The sequence below is a fragment of the Aquisphaera insulae genome, assembly GCF_011064615.1.
Classification (GTDB): Bacteria; Planctomycetota; Planctomycetia; order Isosphaerales; family Isosphaeraceae; genus Aquisphaera; species Aquisphaera insulae.
This window is the reverse complement of the sequence record NZ_JAALJH010000128.1, coordinates 1-18,436: the sequence shown is the minus strand read 5'-3', so window position 1 is coordinate 18,436 and position 18,436 is coordinate 1. Positions and strand designations below refer to the sequence as shown.

16 protein-coding genes are annotated in these 18,436 nt (G+C 68.2%); 6 read left to right on the top strand and 10 right to left on the bottom strand.

Annotated features, from left to right (window positions below):
* Positions 1-97: 97 nt before the first annotated feature.
* Entirely contained in the window at positions 98-748 is a 651-nt protein-coding gene (locus G6O54_RS34165; RefSeq protein ID WP_165234486.1) for a 3-keto-disaccharide hydrolase, read from the bottom strand.
* Between the two features lie 285 nt (positions 749-1,033).
* On the bottom strand, positions 1,034-2,575 hold the full coding sequence (locus G6O54_RS34160) for a S1C family serine protease (RefSeq protein ID WP_250847223.1): 1,542 nt from the start codon (positions 2,573-2,575) through the stop codon (positions 1,034-1,036).
* 649 nt (positions 2,576-3,224) lie between these two features.
* Between G6O54_RS34160 and G6O54_RS34155 the strand changes: the two genes are divergently transcribed.
* The 6 genes from G6O54_RS34155 (at position 3,225) to G6O54_RS34130 (ending at position 8,743) form a co-directional block, all read left to right on the top strand.
* Positions 3,225-3,758 (top strand): response regulator, encoded by a 534-nt coding sequence (locus G6O54_RS34155; RefSeq protein WP_165234483.1) that lies wholly within the window; start codon positions 3,225-3,227, stop codon positions 3,756-3,758.
* A gap of 285 nt (positions 3,759-4,043) precedes the next feature.
* Entirely contained in the window at positions 4,044-4,268 is a 225-nt protein-coding gene (locus G6O54_RS34150; RefSeq protein ID WP_165234480.1) for a hypothetical protein, read from the top strand.
* Positions 4,269-4,508: 240 nt separating this feature from the next.
* Complete coding sequence (locus tag G6O54_RS34145; protein ID WP_165234477.1) at positions 4,509-5,651, top strand: DUF1559 domain-containing protein; 1,143 nt, start codon at positions 4,509-4,511, stop codon at positions 5,649-5,651.
* A 27-nt stretch (positions 5,652-5,678) separates the two neighbouring features.
* Positions 5,679-6,083 (top strand): hypothetical protein, encoded by a 405-nt coding sequence (locus G6O54_RS34140; RefSeq protein ID WP_165234474.1) that lies wholly within the window; start codon positions 5,679-5,681, stop codon positions 6,081-6,083.
* A 49-nt stretch (positions 6,084-6,132) separates the two neighbouring features.
* A complete protein-coding gene (locus G6O54_RS34135) occupies positions 6,133-7,251 on the top strand; it encodes a hypothetical protein (RefSeq protein ID WP_165234471.1) in 1,119 nt (372 codons plus the stop codon).
* 103 nt (positions 7,252-7,354) lie between these two features.
* Complete coding sequence (locus tag G6O54_RS34130) at positions 7,355-8,743, top strand: carboxypeptidase-like regulatory domain-containing protein (RefSeq protein WP_165234468.1); 1,389 nt, start codon at positions 7,355-7,357, stop codon at positions 8,741-8,743.
* A gap of 50 nt (positions 8,744-8,793) precedes the next feature.
* Here G6O54_RS34130 and G6O54_RS34125 read toward each other — a convergent pair whose 3' ends face one another.
* The 8 genes from G6O54_RS34125 to G6O54_RS37535 all read right to left on the bottom strand — a co-directional run.
* On the bottom strand, positions 8,794-9,531 hold the full coding sequence (locus G6O54_RS34125) for a Uma2 family endonuclease (RefSeq protein WP_165234466.1): 738 nt from the start codon (positions 9,529-9,531) through the stop codon (positions 8,794-8,796).
* A 119-nt stretch (positions 9,532-9,650) separates the two neighbouring features.
* Positions 9,651-10,430 carry a Uma2 family endonuclease gene (locus G6O54_RS34120; protein WP_165234463.1) on the bottom strand — a complete coding sequence of 260 codons (780 nt, stop codon included), beginning with the start codon at positions 10,428-10,430 and terminating at the stop codon, positions 9,651-9,653.
* Positions 10,431-10,565: 135 nt separating this feature from the next.
* Entirely contained in the window at positions 10,566-12,878 is a 2,313-nt protein-coding gene (locus G6O54_RS34115) for a vWA domain-containing protein (protein ID WP_165234460.1), read from the bottom strand.
* A 361-nt stretch (positions 12,879-13,239) separates the two neighbouring features.
* Entirely contained in the window at positions 13,240-14,064 is an 825-nt protein-coding gene (locus G6O54_RS34110) for a hypothetical protein (protein WP_165234457.1), read from the bottom strand.
* Positions 14,065-14,112: 48 nt separating this feature from the next.
* Positions 14,113-14,757 (bottom strand): papain-like cysteine protease family protein, encoded by a 645-nt coding sequence (locus G6O54_RS34105; RefSeq protein WP_165234454.1) that lies wholly within the window; start codon positions 14,755-14,757, stop codon positions 14,113-14,115.
* A 721-nt stretch (positions 14,758-15,478) separates the two neighbouring features.
* A complete protein-coding gene (locus G6O54_RS34100; protein ID WP_165234451.1) occupies positions 15,479-17,410 on the bottom strand; it encodes a vWA domain-containing protein in 1,932 nt (643 codons plus the stop codon).
* 525 nt (positions 17,411-17,935) lie between these two features.
* Positions 17,936-18,127: a hypothetical protein gene (locus G6O54_RS34095; RefSeq protein ID WP_165234448.1), complete on the bottom strand. Its 192-nt coding sequence runs from the start codon at positions 18,125-18,127 to the stop codon at positions 17,936-17,938.
* A gap of 53 nt (positions 18,128-18,180) precedes the next feature.
* The coding region (locus G6O54_RS37535; protein ID WP_205679126.1) for a hypothetical protein at positions 18,181-18,436 on the bottom strand (256 nt) is incomplete at its 5' end.

The following is an 18,436-nucleotide window of genomic DNA, read 5'->3' as shown; positions in this document are numbered from 1 at the left end:
TGCGCCGCGCCGCCCGGCCTGATTCGGGTCGCTGATGTGCGGGAAGGGGATGAGGCCGGGAGCCTGCTGGCTCCCGGCCTGAAGGCGTGTCGCGTCCTTACTTCGCCGCCAGGGGGCGGACGGAGACCTCCTTGAAGGTGACGACGGAGCCGTCGTCGTGGTTCTGGAGGCCGATGTAGCCGGACGGCTCGCGGGGGGTGCGGGCGGGGTCGCCGGGGCCGGTCTTGTCGCCGGCGTCGGCCTTCAGGGTGGTCGAGTCGAAGTCGGCGGCGGGCTGGCCGTTGAGGGTGGTGGTGACGCGGGTCCCCTTGAGGGTGACCTCCAGGGTGTTCCACTCGCCCGGCTCGGCGGGCTTGGCGGCGGACTCGGCGAAGGTGTAGATCGAGCCGGTCCCGCGCGAGCCGTGGCCGCCGTCGGCGATCTGGACCTCGAAGCCGTGATGGACCGCGTACCAGGGCTCGGCCGGGGCCTCGGCGATCCGGATGTAGAGGCCGGAGTTCGACCGCCGGTCCTTCGTCTTGTAGACGACCTTGATCACGCAGTCGCCGAGCTTCTCCTTCTCGTAGTAGAGCAGGCCCATGCCCCCCTCGGTGCGGAGCAGGCCGTCCTCCACCACGAACTTGCCGGGGCCGACGTGCTTCCAGCCGTCGAGGTCCTTGCCGTTGAACAGCGCCTTGGAGTCGGCGGAGGCATCCTGGCCGGGGATCAGGAGGGCAAACCCGAGGGCGAGCGAGGCAACGGTCAACATGGGAGAAATCCTAATACGGGGACTAACCACGGAGGCACAGAGACACGGAGAAGACCGGGGGAGGAAGAGAGAGACGGAGGTAGAGATAGAGGCCGAAGAGGAGGAGGGGAACAGGGACGAAACGCCACGGGCTCGCGCGAGGCCGGAGGAGACCAGGAGCAGGAGAGAAGGATCATCAGATCGAAACGTGATCTCGGGTGATCTGGGCCGCGTCTTGGATTCTGCCCGACTCGCTCTCTCCTTCGCTCTCTCCCGGTCTTCTCCGTGCCCTCTGTGCCTCCGTGGTCAGTTCGCCTTCTTCTTCCAGATCGCCATCAGGTCGTCGGAGCCTTGCTGGCGGATGCCGTTGTCGGAGAGGATCTCGTCGGTGGCCTTGAGGGCCTCCTGGTGGTCGAAGACGATGGCCTCGGAGAAGCGGTCGTCGAAGGAGATGGAGGTGTACTTCGCCTTGCTGTCGCGGAGCAGCTCGACGAAGTGGCGGAGGTTCTTGACCTTCACGCCGTTGACCTCCTTGATGACCTTGGAGAACGGGTTGTCGTACCCCTTGGCGATGGCGTGGGGGAACATGGGGGAGGTCACCATGACGAGCTCCTCGCCCTCGAAGGCGGGGCGGTCGCCGCGGCGGGTGGCCAGCGGGCTGCCCATGAGGGCGAGCGCCGCGCCCAGGGGGCTGCCGGGGCGATCCAGGGCCGCGGCGAGGTCGCGGCTGGCGGTCGAGAAGACGAGCGGGCCGTAGATGAAGTAGGAGGTGTACTTGCCCTGGAGGGGCTCGATGAGCATCGGCCACCTGTTGGGGACGGGGAGCTCGATGGTCTCGGTCTTGCCCTTGCGGACGACGGTCAGCGGCACCTTGCCGCCCTTCGCCTTCTGCTGGATCAGGTACTGGAACTGGAGGCGGAGGTTGTCCTTGATCTTGACCATGCCCACGTTGTCCACGTCCTTGTCGCCGATCTTGGTGATCAGGTCCCAGGGCTTCAGCGGGTAGTCGGGCCGATCCTCGGCGGGGCGGTGGACGATCATGCCCTGGGCCTTCTTGTCGAGCTGGAGGAAGCCGCGGAGGGCGGCGTTCTCGAAGGTCTGGAGCGAGTCGTGCATGGCGGGCTTGCCGTCGTAGCGGCCGTCCTTGATGTCGTTCAGGAACAGGTCGATCTCCTCGGCCGGGATGATGTAGCCGATGTTGTCCGCCTGGGTGAGCTTGCTGAAGATCAGGCCGATCATCTTGCCGTCCACGAGCGCGGGGCCGCCGCTGTTGCCGGGGTTGATCGGGGCGTCGACCTGGATCCGGACGCCGGAGGCCCCCTCGCTGTAGCCGACGAACTCGATCCGCGAGACGATCCCCTTGGTGACGGAGAGGCTGGAGCCCCCCTGGGGGTAGCCGTAGACGACCACCGCGTCCTTGACCTCGGGTAGGGCCTGGACCCTGGTCAGCGGCGGCCGCTTGTCGAAGAAGGACTCGTCGTCGAGCTTGATGACGGCGAGGTCCATGCCGGGGCTGACGGCCTCCACGGTGGCCGCCAGCTTGTCGCTGGACTGCTGGCTCTCCACGAAGAGCTGGCTGGCATAGAGGACGACGTGGGCGTTGGTGAGGATCCGCTTGCCGTCGATGACCACGCCGGTGCCGCTGGCGTCGCGCGGGCTCTGCTTGGTCCAGGGCTTGAGGATGTCCGGATAGCGGAGCGTGGCCGAGATCTTCACGACCGAGTCGCGGATCCGCGCCTCCTGCTCCCCGTCGGTGGGCCCGGCGGCGGCCGACAGCATGCAGGGCTGGATCAGCAGGGAGCAGAGGCCGGCGATCAGCGGCATCCGGGACATCCGTGGTCGATTCATCGTGGAAGCTCGCATGGGTTCGTGGGCTTGGGTTGCGGCCGGGCGTGCGGAAGGAAGGCTCGCCGGCCCTTCATCTTAGCCCGGAGGCCCGGCGGACGGTAGCGTCCGGAGGCCCCGCGACCGGGGGATCGGGGCCGCGGCGCCGCGCCGGCCGATCGCCGGAATCCTCCTTGATCGCGGCCGGCCCGGCCCGTAGAATGACTGCGTCCAGAGTCGAATGATCAAGCCCTTGTGTTTAGATATCCTCCAACGGGGCATGATGCCCCGATCTCGCCATAGCTGGCTGGCAAGCACTCGTGACGTGGCGAGGCGGGCGGCGTGTCGGCACACGGAGAGGGCTTGGGATGATGCAATTCGCCGATCGTCAAGGCATGCGTCCGGGCCGCGTTCGTCCCGGGCGGGATGAATCGCCCCATGGCCACGTCGGCCGTGGGTCGCTGTCGTCTCGATTCTCGAGAGGGGTCCCGGCCGGCCCGGCATAGCGGCCGGCGGCGGCGGCACGAGCGGGCGCCGGCCGACCCGAAGGCAGGCGCCCCCTGCCCGTCACATGACGTCGCCGTGGACGTCTTGCGAGGGAGGAGAAGATGGAGATGGAAGCGATGGCCGCCCCCGCCCGAATCGACGCGCGATCGAAGGAGGGATGGCTCCCGTGAGATCCGACGCCAGGTTACACGGCATGGAGAGGGCCGCCACCCAGGACATCAGGGCGGGGATGCCCGCGAAGCCCGCCGAGGACCGATCCGCCCCCGAGGACGTCCCGGGCGGGCCGATGCCGCCGCGGGTGCTGCTGGCGGAGGACAACCGCGACATGCGGGAGATCTTCGCCCGCCAGCTCTCGCTCATGGGGCTGGAGGTCGTGGGCGTGGGGAACGGCCGTCACGCCGCCGACATCGGCCTGGCCGCCCTCCGCGCGGGCAACCCGTTCGACATGATCCTCATGGACCTGGAGATGCCCCTGGTCGATGGCTACGAGGCCACCCGCCAGCTCCGCGAAGGGGGATACGCCGGGCCCATCCTGGCCCTCAGCGCCCACTCCACCGACGAGCACCTGCAGGACTGCCTCCTGGTCGGCTGCAACGACTGCCTGAGCAAGCCCATCCCCTGGGATCACCTCGCCCTGCTGGTTCGGAAGTATCTCCCCCACCATCCCCCCCCCGCGCTGACCCTCACGCCCGTCGGCTGAGGCCCGCCCCGCCGCTGCCGGCCCGGCGACGGCGGGCGCGGCGGATTTGCGGGTCGCGGCCTCAACTCCCCGCGATTTGTGGAAATCTCGGTCACGGCGTTCTAGGCTCCGAGTATGAGCGTCGGGCCGACCGGTTGCGCCAGTGAGCTGAACGACCACATTTCATTTCGGGCAGCCGGCGACGAGACGGATATCTACTTGCAATCTCGGCCAACGGAAGGCGACGTTCGACGGCCCGGATCGACCGGGCCGGACTCGTCCGGGCATGGAGAGGAGTTGAAGACCATGCGGCAGATCCTGGACCTCCTGGAGTGGGCCCTCCTGATTGCAGTCCTCCTCGTCGTCGTGATATTCACGCCAAAATTGGCAGCCTACGTCTCTTCGAGATATCGGGACGTCCCGGTGACCCAGGCTCATCCGGGGGACGTCGATCCCGACCTGGACGGCGATCGAGGCGTCTCGGTCTTCGACGTCTCCTTCGCCCCGGCCTCCGCCGGCCACCCCCGCTGAACCATCCGGGCCTCGGCGTCCCCGCCGGGGAGGGATCGCGGTGCGCCCGGGAAGGCCGCCCTGGACCGAACGGGGCGGCCGAGCCCCCGCAGCTTCACGAAATCTTCTCCCATCATTGACCAATATCTTCTCCTCTTTCTCGTGCAATGTTGCGGTCGTGCGTGCCGCCTTCCCGACTGAAGTCGAGGAAGGACTCCATCCCAATCGGCATGCATCATTTCTGATAGCAACACTGCGCCCATGAACATCGACCGAGTCTCCACCCGGCGAGCCGGCTTCACGCTGATCGAGCTGCTCGTCGTCATCGCCATCATCGCCGTCCTGATCGCGCTCTTGCTGCCGGCGGTGCAGTCGGCCCGCGAGGCCGCGCGGCGGATCCAGTGCACGAACAACCTGAAGCAGATCGGCCTGGCGTTCATGAACTACGAGAGCGCCAGCTCGTGCTTCTCGCCGACGACCATCCTGGTGCCCGCGGCCACGGGCTCGGCGCCGACGTGGACCTTCGAGTCATCCTGGAGTGCCTTCGCCCGGTCGGCCCCGTTCCTGGAGCAGGGGAGCTTCTACAACGCGATCAACTTCAACTTCACCTACAGCGACGCCCCCAACAAGGTGACGGTCGCGATGACGCCGCTGTCGTTCCTCTTCTGCCCGAGCGACCCCGGCCCGCACATCGACGACGCGTCGATGGGGAACACCGGCTACGCGACGACCAGCTACGGCACCTGCGACGGCGACTGGTACGTCTGGTCGGTGAACTGGGGGGCGACGAACTCGGTCGGGCCGATGAACCGGTCGATGTTCGGCCCCAACTACGCGCGGAAGATCTCGATGGTCACCGACGGCCTGAGCAACTCAATCATGGCCTCCGAGGGCCTCATCGGCCACAACCAGATGCGGAGCTGCGTCAAGAGCCCGACGGCCCCCTCGGACTCGGTCACCGGGTCGTGGAGCCCGACGAACGTCCCGGCGCCCGGGGCGGCGTCGATCCAGGCGATTACCGAGGTGATCTCGTCCTGCGGCACGAAGGCCAGCAGCGTGAAGGCCGGCGGCCCGATCGGCCACACCCGCTGGTGCAACGGCGGCGTCTACTACTCGGGGTTCACCACGGCCCTGCCCCCGAACCCGTCGGTGAAGGCCCTCAACAAGGCGACCGGGACCAGCAACTTCGGCCAGGCGGTGCAGATGGACTGGGACTCGACCGACGAGAACGACGGCGGGCCGACCTACATGTCGCTGGCCGCCACGAGCAAGCACCCCGGCGGCGTGAACGTCCTCTTCGGCGACGGCTCGGTCCGCTTCATCAAGGACTCGGTCAGCCCGGTCGCCTGGCATGCCCTGGGCACGATCGCCGGCGGCGAGGTCGTCTCGGCCGACCAGTACTGAGCCGACCGAGGCCGGAGACCGACCGCCATGCGACGACACGTTATGCGGCGGACGACGGCGGCCCTCGCGGCCGCCTCGTCCCTCCTCCTTTCCCTGGCCGGCTGCGGATCCCGCCCCGGCGAGGTCAACACCGCGACGATCCCCGTCCAGGGGGTCGTCACCTACCGCGGCAAGCCGCTGACGTCCGGGGAGATCACCTTCGAGCCCGAATCCATCGGCGTCGAGGCCCACGGCGCCATCGGGCCCGACGGCCACTTCACCCTGACCAGCTACAAGGCGGGGGACGGCGCCGTCGCCGGCTCGCACCGCGTCGCGGTCTCGAACACGAGCAAGAAGGACGGCCTGCCCGTCAAGTACAAAAACGTCAGCTCCTCGCAGGTCGTCGTCGAGGTGGCCGAGGGGAAGACCGAGTACCAGGTCGACCTGCCTTAACTCCGTCAGGAATCTCATGCGACCCGGATTGATGCGGATGCGGATGCGAATGCGAACGATCCTCGGTGCGGCCGCGGCGATGGCCCTGTCGCTCTCCACGCCCGCTCATGGGGACGACGGCCCGGTCGTCTCCGTGGTCCCGGTCACATTCCCGGCGCCGTTCCTGGATCCGGCGGCAAGGCCCGGCGACGGGCCGCTGGACAACGTGCTCGAGGCGTCCGCCGTGGAGGCGATCGGCGACGGTCGGCTCGCGCTGGTGGCGCACGACAAGCAGGTGCCGCTGCGGGTGGTCGACGTCGCCACGGGGCGGCAGCTCGGCCCGCCGATCACCTCGCCGGCCTTCCCGGCGGAAACGCCGAAGTCGTCCAAGTGGGAAGGCATGGCGGCCGACACCGACGGCAACTTCTACGTCGTCGGCTCCCACTCCGGCAAGACCGACGATGAACGGTCGCAGCACGAGCGGCTCATCCGGTTCCGGCTCCGGCCCGTCTCGCCCGCCGCGGAAGGGACCAACGCCGGGCCGCTGGCGATCGACGACGCGTCGGTCGTCTGCTGGCGGATCGCCGGGCCGCTCCTGCGGGCGCTCGAGCGCGAGGGCCTGCCCGCCGCGGCCCTGGCGGAGCGGAAGATCGAGGGGCTGACGATCCGCGATCAGGCCGGCCCGGACGGACAACATCGCCGCGAGCTGGTCATCGGCCTGCGGCAGCCGGACGACCTGGTGCGGGTCTTCGCGGCCGACATCGCCGCGAACCCCTCGCCCGAAGCCGAGCTGGCGCCGCGGCGCCTCTTCGCGTTCGACCCCGGCCGCCGCGAGGGCGTCCGCTGCCAGCTCACGTCGCTCGAGTACCTCCCCGCCTGGAAGGGCTTCCTGGTCGTCACCACGACCGAGGACACCTCCAACGCCTTCCACGGCAACACGCTCTGGTTCGTCCCCGACGCGCGGATCGCCGCCGCCGGCGATGCCGCCGCGGCCCCGATCGTCGCCGACCGGATCTGGGTCTTCGAGGCCGCCCAGAAGGCGGAGGGCCTCTGCATCCTCCCCACGCCAACCGCGGGCGGGGCCGAGGCTACGCATGCGGTGCGCCTCCTCATCACCTTCGACAACGACGCCCACGCCACCCACATGCCCAGCCGCTACCAGATCGTCGACCTGGTCCGCCGGCCGTGAAGATCTCCGGGTCGCCGATGCCCGGGGGTGGGCCGTTGACATCCCAGGACATCTGTAGGATTGTGGACAGCCCGAGTGTCCCCAATCGCCGAGGAGGATCCGCATGGGATTTTCACGGAGAGTCGCCGGCGCCGGCGCCGTCATCGCGGCCGTCGTCGTCGGGCTGCCGATGGCCGTGGCCCTCGGGGCCGATGACCGTCCCGCGATCCTGAAGGGCCGCGTGACGGACGAGGCGCATGCCCCGCTGGCAGACGCCCGGATCCTCGTCGCCGTCCCGGCCATCGACATGCGATTCGCCGACACCGACATGACCGGGAGGCTCGCCAGGGCCGCCGGGACGTTCCGGCTGGTCGAGACCCGGGCCGACTCGAAGGGGGAATATCGCCTGACGATTCCCGGCCTCTCCGGCCGCACGTCGATCTCGATCGACGCGAAGAAGCCCGGCTTCCGCCGCCTGTCCGGGACCCTGATGGCCGGCGGCGACGACAGGCACCTCGACGTCAGGCCCGGCGAGACGACGGAGGCCGCCCCCCTGCTCCTCAAGCCCGCCGGGCTCCACGTGAAGGGCGTGGTCGTGGACGAACAGGGCAAGCCGATCCCCGCGCTGGAGATCAACGCCAGCGTGATGATCGGCAAGGGCGTCGGCGGCGTCGAGGTCACCACGACCCGCGCCGATGGGACGTTCGAGATCTTCAATTATCCTCCGAAGGCGGACTATCCGGGCAAGCTTGGCAAGGGCCGGATCACCTTCACCCATCCCGACTACATCGAGAACTCGGTCGACGACATCTACGCTCTTGATCCAGCCGCCCGCGAATCGGTGCGGGTCGTCCTGCCGGCCGGCCGCAGGCTCTCCGGCACGGTGCTCGACAACGACGGCAAGCCGGTCGCCGGCGCGCTGGTCGAGGCCAGCCGCAAGGGGGGGGCCGACCGCAAGGCGACGCTCACCGATGCGGCCGGCAAGTTCGCCCTCCGCGGCCTGGTTGGGGGGATCTCCGCCGTGACCGCCCGTTCGCTCAAGCTCCACCAGGCTCGCAGCCTGCCGATCGCGCTCAACGGCGACCGGCCTGACCTCGAGATCCAGCTCCGTCCCATGGTCCTGCCGGCCAACCTGAAGCCACAGGCCGTGCTCGGGATGCGGCTCGCGGACGTGACGCCGGAGATCCAGGCCGCCTACGGCCTGTTCAACGACCGCGGGGCGATCATCCTCGACCCCGGCGAAGATCCCGGCCGCCTGGCCATCGGTGACCTGGAAGAAGGCAACGTCTTCTGGATGGTCGGCCAGACGCGCGTCGGCAGCGTCCGCGAGTTCGTCAATCAGCTCCTGTCCGAGGTGAATGGCCCCAACGTCGCGGGGGGCAAGATCCGGGTCGTCTACTCGTTCCGCACCGTCGACTTCGTCGGGAGCAGCACCCAGTACATGAAGCTCACCCCGGAGGACCTGAAGGAATTGAAGGCCCTGGCGGAGCGGCTCGATCCCGAGCCGAGGTGACGCCGGCCGCGATCGCGGATCCGGCCCGCCTCGTCGGCCGATCCATCACGTCAGTCCACGTCCTCTCCCAGCTCTCGCAACCGCGCCGCCAGCCGTTCGGCGCGGCGACGTTCGGCCTCGGCGCGGGTGTGTTCGGAGTCGGCCCGCCTCTGCTCGGAGTCGGCCCGCCTCTGCTCGGAGTCGGCCCGCTTCTGCTCGGCCTCCAGTCGCTCGGCGACCTCCAGCGGGGACTGGAACCGCCGGCCATTCCGGTCGATGACCTTCAACTGCTCCGGGCCCCGGCCCGGCTCGAACCGCACGCCGAGCCATGGGCTCGTGAAGCCGTCCAGGTTCGCGATCGGCTCGAGCTTATCTCCCGATCGCAGCCACCCCGTGAGCCTGCCGTTGTCGGGATTGTAGTAGTAGTATTCCTCGACCCCGTGCTCCTCGTAGAACCGGAACTTCTCCTGCAACTTCCCGCGGCGATTCCCCGGCGAGTGCACCTCGAACACGACCTGGGGCGCGATCCCCTCCTCGACCCACTGCATGTACGAGCCCCGGTCACCCTTCGGTCGACCGAAGACCACCATCGCATCGGGCGCCATCCGGACCTTCGGAGATCCCTCCTCCGCGTACCAGAGCAGGTCCCCGGCCACGAACACATCGGGCCGGTCGCGGAAGGCGAACTCCAGACCCTCCTTGAGGATCACGATCCAGCGGAATTGCCGCGTGTTGTCCGCCATCGGCTTGCCGTCGCTGTCGGGATACCGGACGGCCACCCCGGGCTTCGGTCCCAGTGCGCTGCTCATGACGCCCTCGTCTCCGGCCACACGCTTGCCCCGGGTGGAATCCGCCGCGATCCATCCTCCCACAATCCCGCCAGCAGGGACAGGCCGATGCACGCGGTGAGAACCTCACCGACGGCCGATCAGTCCACGTCCTCTCCCAGCTCTCGCAACCGCGCCGCCAGCCGCTCGGCGCGGCGACGCTCGGCCTCGGCGCGGGTGTGTTCGGAGTCGGCCCGCCTCTGCTCGGAGTCGGCCCGCTTCTGCTCGGAGTCGGCCCGCTTCTGCTCGGAGTCGGCCCGCTTCTGCTCGGAGTCGGCCCGCCTCTGCTCGGCCTCCAGCCGCTCGGCGACCTCCAGCGGGGACTGGAACCGCCGGCCATTCCGGTCGATGACCTTCAACTGCTCCGGGCCCCGGCCCGGCTCGAACCGCACGCCGAGCCATGGGCTCGTGAAGCCGTCCAGGTTCGCGATCGGCTCGAGCTTATCTCCCGATCGCAGCCACCCCGTGAGCCTGCCGTTGTCGGGATTGTAGTAGTAGTATTCCTCGACCCCGTGCTCCTCGTAGAACCGGAACTTCTCCTGCAACTTCCCGCGGCGATTCCCCGGCGAGTGCACCTCGAACACGACCTGGGGCGCGATCCCCTCCTCGACCCACTGCATGTACGAGCCCCGGTCACCCTTCGGTCGACCGAAGACCACCATCGCATCGGGCGCCATCCGGACCTTCGGAGATCCCTCCTCCGCGTACCAGAGCAGGTCCCCGGCCACGAACACATCGGGCCGGTCGCGGAAGGCGAACTCCAGACCCTCCTTGAGGATCACGATCCAGCGGAATTGCCGCGTGTTGTCCGCCATCGGCTTGCCGTCGCTGTCGGGATACCGGACGGCCACCCCGGGCTTCGGTCCCAGTGCGCTGCTCATGACGCCCTCGTCTCCGGCCACACGCTTGCCCCGGGTGGAATCCGCCGCGATCCATCCTCCCACAATCCCGCCAGCAGGGACAGGCCGATGCACGAGGCCCGCCCCCTGGCCCTGGCCTCGCCCCCTCGGCCCGCCTCAGTACTTGGGCACGAACTGGGCGCGTTCGTTGAACTTGGGGTTGTGGTGCCACTCGTTGAGCTTGACGCTGAAGCCGCGGTCGATCGTGTCCTGCGCCAGGTCGGCCCAGGGGGTCTTCGGGTAGCGGGCGACGACCTCTTCGAGCAGGTGTTTGGCCTCGACGTACTTCTTGGCGGTCTCGTCCTTGGAGGCCACCAGGTCGTGCGAGTGGTCGACGACGAAGGTGATGGCCAGGTCGGGCGTGGGCGGCTTGCTGGGGGTGGGGGGCTTGCGGATCATCCTCGCCATCAGGGCCCGGTACTCGTACGCCTTGACCTGGAAGGCCACGGTCTGGCCCAGGATGAGGTCGTAATGGGCCTGCCATCGCCGGGAGGTCTCGCGGTCGCGGAGCGGCTTGAGCCGATCCAGGACCTTCTGCACCTCGATCAGCGCGTTCAGCTTGACGGTGGCCTTGTCCCCCTCCTGGGCGGCCACCCGGGCGAGCTCGGCGGGGTCGGTGGAGAAGTTCCGCTCGTAGGTGAAGCTCTTCGTCTCGGTGACGATCTGGTAGAGGGTGCGGCGGAGCTCGCTGGCGGTCCGGTGCTGGACGTAGTCCATGCGGTTGTCGTATTCCGGCATGAACTCGCGGAGCTGGACGATCGAGTACGCCTGCTCGCGCTGGCGGACCCGCATGAACTCCTCGCTGGGGAGCAGGAAGTAGATGCCGCCGGAGTCCTTGGTCAGCCGGGCGAGCTCCCACGGGGCGAAGCCGGAGGGCTGCTCGTCCCAGCGGTCGTAGAGGCCGTCCCACTGGAAGATCTCGACGTCGGCGGTCTCGGGCCCGCGGCGGATCAGCGGGTGGTACACGTCCTTGGTCACCTTGTCCACGTACCGGTGGTGGGCGAACGGGTAGCCGAAGAGGGACTGGCGGCCGATGACGTAGAGCGGGACCTTGTACTTCTTGAGGATCTGCCGGGCCTCCTCCACGTCGGCGCCGTCGTCGCCGGACTCGTCGGTGACGAGGATGAGGAGCATCTTGCGGTCCTTGCCGATCATCCCGGAGAAGGCATCCACGGTCTCGCGGATGGCCTTCATCGTGTTCTCCACGCCGGTCATGTCGGTGCGGAGCTTCTTGATGGCGCGGCCGATCTCGTCGATGTCCAGGGTGGGCTTCTTGAGGACGAACTCGGTCTCGACGCCGAAGCCGACGACGGCGTGGTTGAGCGCCCCGGCCGACTTCTTGCCCGGGTCGATGTTCTTCTTCAGCTCGGAGGAGACCCGGTCGAACTTCTCGAGGATGGTCTTCTGGTCGTCCTGCATGCTGATGGACTCGTCGAAGAGCCAGACGACCGTGAGCTTGTGGTCCTTGAGGTGGCGGAGGATCTCGCGGGCGAGCTGGTCGAGCGCCGTGCCGATCTCCTTGACGTCGAAGACGGGGTCGCCGCCGATGCCGCCGCCGCCGTAGAGGTCGGCCGCGGGGGCGACCGGGAGCAGGTTGAGGGGGGACCGGCGGATCCCCTCGATGCTGACGCCGCCGAGGCTGTTCCCCTCGTTGACGCTCTTCTTGCCGGCGCCCTTGAACCGGGGCGTGGCCGAGGGGACCCCGCCGCCGAAGGCCGCCGCGACGACCGCGCCGCCGCCGCCGTCGTCCTCGGATCCGCCGTCGGCCATCTCCAGGACCTCCGGCGGGGCCGATCCGCCGTGCTCGTCGCCGACGGCCTGCTCGCGGGGGACGCTGCTCGGGTCGGCCAGGATCGGGGTCTCCTCGCGCTCGCCATTGCGATACCCGGCCAGCGCGGAGTCGAAGTTGGTGGGCTTCCTGATCGCGTCCTGGGCGCTGAAGGTCGCCGCGGCGAGCGCCGCCAGGACCCCGACGTGCACCAGCAGCGAGACGGTCCAGGCCGGCAGCAGGTGGCGGAGCAGGATTCGCTTCTTCTTCCTGGGACGCAGCTTCGGCCCCTTCGGCGGGGCATCCGCCGCGGGCGCGGGAGCCGGCGCCGAGGCCGAGGCCGGCGCGGCGGCCTCGGGGGGCGTCGCGGGCGTCTGCGACGCCGGCACCGTTGCGGTCGGAGCCGGATTCATGCTATTTGAGGGGATGACGGCGTCCCCAACCCGGTAGGCGGGGATCACCGAGGTCATCGTCCGTCCGTCCTGGTCCGCGCGAGGGGTCGAAGGCGAACGCGCGGGGATCGTCTCGCCGTGGCCGTTCCCGGAAGCCCGCCCCTGCCCCTCATCCAGGACGGGGAACGGCGGCTCGTTGGCCACCCCGGCGATCTCATCGATCGGCGGTGCCAGGTCATCCGAGGAGGGGGCAGGAAATCGCAGATCCATGGCGCGGATCCCCATCACGACGGCAGACTGGTCGACCCTCTTCCTCTACCCGATCATTCTACGACATCAGCCGCGCCCGCAACACCTTTTGCGCCGGCAAACTCGGAGGGAGACGGGAGCGGCCCCGCGGCGAGCCCGGGCACGGCACGGACGCGTCGACTCGCCGGCGCCCGGCGGTATGTTGACGCCAGAGCCCCCGGGAGGGTCGGTGGCGAGCACCTCGATCCCGGCGGTCCGGCACGCACGCCCGAAGCTCGTCCTCGTCTCGTGCCGGTCGCACCCGACGGCGGCGCGGGCCACCCTCGGCCCGGCCCCGACGCATGGCAACCCCGGGGATCTCCGGCCTTGGCCGGCCGCCGTCCTACCAGTTCCTCTGCTTCTGTGCGGCGTCCAGAAACGTCTGGATCGGTCTCGCGACCCGCGCACCGATGTCCGCATCGCGCCGGAAATTCGCGATGGTGTTGGAAATGCGCTTCGACGCGTCCCCCAACGCGCCGATGAGGCCGTCTGGACGCTCGAAGTAGAGCTTGCAGACCTTGTCCAGGCCGATCGCATCCACGATCGTTTTCACCGCGCTATATCCCTGATTGTACGGCGAGTTGCCCTTGTAGGGATAGTCGAAGCGCTTCGCCACGTCGCGAGCGAAGTAGTCGGTAAAGCCCTCGTCCATGTCCCAGCCGAAGAGTTCCGGCCCGTTCCCGTCGACGTCGAACGTGTGGAAATACTCATGCACGACCATGGCGCCCGTCTCGACGTGCGCGTTCACGTAAATCCGCCTGTCTTCGATCATCCACTTCGCCGAGGCCTGCCCGCCGCCCGCTAGGCACTGCGACACCTCGACCAACTCGTAGTCATTGTCGCACGTGATCTCGTCGTCCGGGAACGGCCTCGTCCTGTACAGGGCGTTGAGCGGGGGGTGTGGGATCCTTCCGTTGAAGACCGTGGCCTTCTCCCGGGGATTGTCCGCCGACTTGAGCTTGCCGTTGCCCAGCACCAGCACGCAATGGGCGTCGCCGAAATTGATCCGCGACTGCGCCCTGACCCCCGGGGCCACCTCTCCCAGCCAGGTGCTCACGTTCGCCTCCAGGACCAGCAGGTCCGGGATCTCGTTGACCTTGTCCGGATCGGCTTCCATCACCTCGAACGGGAGCTCCGGGTTGGGTTCGGGATGCGGGTAATTCGGCATGACTCCACTCCGCGGGGGGGACGACGCGACGAGCCGCCGCGACCTAAATTAGGGGATATACATCAATGGAGAATGGCCTTCGGTGCCGAGGCTGCCCGAGCCGGTGTGATACAGGCGCTGGGAGAACCAGTCGATCGTCTCGACGCAGTCGGGGCCGCCATTGGTGGTCTTCCCCGGGTCGTGGAAGATGATGTGGCCCGGGACCTGGCCCGCCCCCCGCTCGAGCAACCCCTTCAGGAGGATGACGTGGCCTTCCATGCTCTTCTGATCCATCCGATAAAACCGGCCCGCCGCCCAGATCGGCCCGTAGAGATCCAGCAAGACGTGCAACTTCCTGAATATCGTCTTCTGCACCCCGACGTCGTCGGCGATGGAGACCATCGACCTGACCTGGCCCGCGTCCCTCAGCGTGATCTCCTCCATCCCGAACGTCTCGATGAGCAGCGGCCAGTCCTTCTCCGAGGCGCCCCGGTCATTGGTGACGATGTCCTGGATCTTCTGGCCGCTTTCCGTGTAAGCCTTGCCGTCTCTCATCCGGGCCCGGAAGCCTCCCTTGGCCGCCTCCGCGGGATGATGATAGCCGTAGAGCATCTCGGCACACGCATACCAGCACGAGTGCGAATACTTCTGAAAAATATAAGGGACCTTGTGGTCGATGATCACATCATCGGTTTTAGAGTTGATTTCACCCATGATTGCGCGTCTTCCACCACCGACCGGGCGCGGGCGTGAGTCGCGGGAGGTCGGCGGCTGTGTTCCGGTGATGCGGGAGTGAGACGCCACGCGGCATCTCGGCCTGGCAGCAACATAGCCACATGCATCTGAGGCGTAAGGGCGAAGGACTCGCTTCGCTTCCCTTATCGGTTCATCCCGGGTCTTTGATGGTCATCGACGCGAATCGAGGAATCCGGGCAGGCTTACGCAGAGGAGACCGCGAGTCGGAATACTCACGTCATCCCACCGCGCGCAACCACGCGGCAAACTCCGCCCTTCCCCGTCGCCCTTGCTCGAGGGTCGCGATTCCCCTCGTCCTCGTATTCAGAGATGCGAGACTGCATCTCCCATGCTACCCAACGACGCGTGCATATGTGGCACGATACTCCGAGTCCCGGTGCCCTGTCAACCTTCAGCATTCATGTCGAAGGGCAGGCAGGAATGTCCGCCCGCGTGTCCCTCGCCCCGAGAGGGGAAATTCGCGGAAGGGCGGGCATCCCCGCGTGCCCCTCAGCCAGCCCGAAGCCGCGGGCGTGACCAGGCACCAGGAAGCGGACCAATGCAGGTTCAGGTCGGCCGATGTCCCCTCGGCCCGATCGTGGGCGTCACGAAGGGGTCCGAAGCACGACTCCCCGATCGCATCCCGCGCGCCGAACGGGGACACGCCGAAGCCGACGGCCGTCTCGCGCCCCGGATCGGATCACAGCTTGGGCGGTTCGATGGGCTTCTCCTCGGCCTTCTTCGACATCTTCTTCTTCGCCTCGGCCGTCTCGTTGCGGGGTGGCGGCGGCGGCACGTAGGTCTCGACCCACTTGAAGCCCAGGGGGTCCTTCAGCTCGCGCTGGGCGAGCAGGGCCCAGGGGGTCTCCGGGTGTTCGTCGATCACCCGCTTGAGCAGTCGCTGGGCGTCGCGGGCGGCGGCGGCGGCCTTCTCGCTGTACTGGACCGAGGTATCGGGGACGAGCCGCCAGGTGTTGGCCCGGGGCTCCTTGAACTTGGGCATGTCCTTCTTGAGGCGGGCGCAGGCCCAGTTGTACTCGTAGCAGCGGACCTTCATGGCGAGGAGCCGGCCGCGGATGAGGTCGTAATGGGCCTGCCACCGCCGGGAGGTCTCGCGGTCGCGGAGCTTGGCGGCGGCGTTGATCGGCCCGAGGGCCTCGTCCACGGTGTACGCCGTCCGCTCGGCGACCGCCTGGTTGGCGGCCATGACGTCCTTGAACGCGGGATCCTCCACGGCCGGGAAGTTCAGCGAGGGCATCCCCGGCAGCTTCTGCTGCTCCTGCATCAGCACCGAGGCGTTCACCACCGCCTGGCGGAGCGGCGACTTCGCCACCGCGGCCTCGTACTGGTCGCGGCGGACCCAGTCGGGCTTGTATTCCTTCATCCGCATCGGGTCGAAGCCCATGTGCTGGCCGGTGAATCGCGTGACGAAGTAGATCCCCCCGGTGGCGCTCGCCAGCCGGCTGAGCGCGTACGGGCCGAAACCCGCCTCGAGCACGTCGTACTGCGGCCCGGAATACCAGAACGGCAGGTGGATCTGCTCCAGGAACGCGCTCTCGGGCCCCTGGCGGACGGCCACCCGGGGGAAATACCGCTTCGTCTTGGGGTCGGTGTACGCCATGTAGCCGTTCACCCGGCCGAAGATCGCCTGCGAGCCCAGCACGTAGACCGGCACCTTCGCCTTCACGGCCAGCTCGATCGACTCCTCCAGCCGGTCCTCGTCGTCCCCCACTTCGTCGGTGACGACGATGATCATGGGGTGATACGCCTGCCCGGTGCTGTCCTTGTAGCGGCCCCAGCGGCGGACGATCTCGCCGACGGTGCCGAAGGTCGTCTCCACGCCGGACTCGTCGGTCGGCACCGAGCCGATGGCCTCGAGGACCTCGGACAGCTCGGCCGTCGGCTTGGGGGTCATCGCCTTGCGGTCCTGGCCGAACGCCACCACGAGCGTGAGCAGCCCCCGGTCGGCGGCCAGGTGGCTCTCGTCGAGCTGCTCGATGTGGGCGTAGATGGCCTCGATGTGCTTCTTCAGGCGTTCGCGCTCGGCCTGGAGGCTGCCGGAGGCGTCGAACGTCCAGACGACCAGGGTCTTGCCCTGCTCGAGCCGGCGGAGGATCTCCACGGCGATCCGGTCCACGGCCCCCTCCACGCTGCCGACGTGCTCGGAGCCGCTCCCCTTGATGGAGACGTTCTGGCCCAGGATCGTGGCCGTCGGCACGATCAGCTCGGAGGCCCGGCGGATGTCCAGTTGCGGCAGCTCCGGCCCGCCGGCCATCGCGTCCGCCGAGGAGACCGCCGCGGCCCCGGCGGAGCTCGGCGCCGAGGTGATCGTCGAGGCCAGGGTCGGCGCGAACGTCCCGGCCGCCGCCGCCACCGGCGGCACGTCCGCCTTCTGGTCCAGGTCCTGGAACGTCGACTCCGAGTCGAGCTTGCTGTCGACCATCGAGCCCGCCAGGTCCTTGCTGGAGGCCTGGTGCACCGAATGCCCGACCAGCGCCAGCACCACCAGGAAGGTGAGGTGGATCGAGAGGCTCACCATGTACGCCGGGATCTCGAGGTCGAGCCGCCCCCCCAGCAGCGGCGTCAGCCAGGGCGCCCTCGCGTCGATCGTCCGCACGAGCTTCGCCAGCACGTCCCACCCCCGATCCCGCACCGCAACCCGGCCGCCCGCGCGTCTCCTCGTCGCGCCGCGCGCACCGAAGCTTAAGTATTCTAGGCCGGTGCCGGGCGGCCGTGACCGGGCCTCCGGGGATTCCGTCCATTTTGAGGCCATGGAGGCAATCACCAGGATCCGTCTCCGTATCGGGAAACCGGACACCGCCTCCCAGGGGCTCTGAAAGCGGGACATGGGAAGCTTGATCAAGGGAACCGAGACGTGGCGGCGTGGCCGTGGTGGCAGGCCCCAGGCGGGCGGACCGTCGCGCCGGACGGGCCTTGCTCATGGGCCGAGGCGGTCCCATGATGTGCCACCCCGGCCGCTCGGCCGCTCCGTCCTTTCCACCCCGTCCGCTCGGTCCGCCTCCCTCGATTTGGCTTCGCTCGTCGTGCGGCCTGCCTCGAATGGATCGACGTAAATCTTTATCTCAAAACATTCTGAATACGGTTTTCGATTGGCTTCGCCCCCCCGCGGGGCGATGGCCTGGGACTTCCCTCGTCTTCAATCCGTGTCCTCCGCGTCATCCGTGGTCGCATCCCCCGGCCTGGCTTCGCTCGTCGTGCGGCTTGCTTCGAATGGCTCGCCATAAGTCCTTGTCACGAGACATCCTGAAAGCGGTTTTTGATTGGCTTCGCTCCCCCCTGCCTGCGCCTCGATCGCCCCGGAATTCTGGGCCTTCAGGATCTGGAGCATGAACTCGATGTCCCGGGCCATCAGGCCAGGCGTCAGGGTCGGGGCTCCCACCATCACTCCGCAGATCGACCAAGGACGCCGGCGCGCACCCTCGTCCCAACGCGGAGCCTCTCTATCAAGAGAGTGCGCCATGTTTCGCGATTCTCGTTCATCGCCGGGGAGATTTCCCGGAGATTGTTCCCGCCGAAATCGGCGAAATCCGGGGATGTGACCGTGGGAGTCGGGAGGAGATCGAGAGAGGTGATTCCGCCCAGGTCCCCCAGATCCACTGGGAGAAGCCGAATGACCTTGTGGGACGACTTAGAGCGT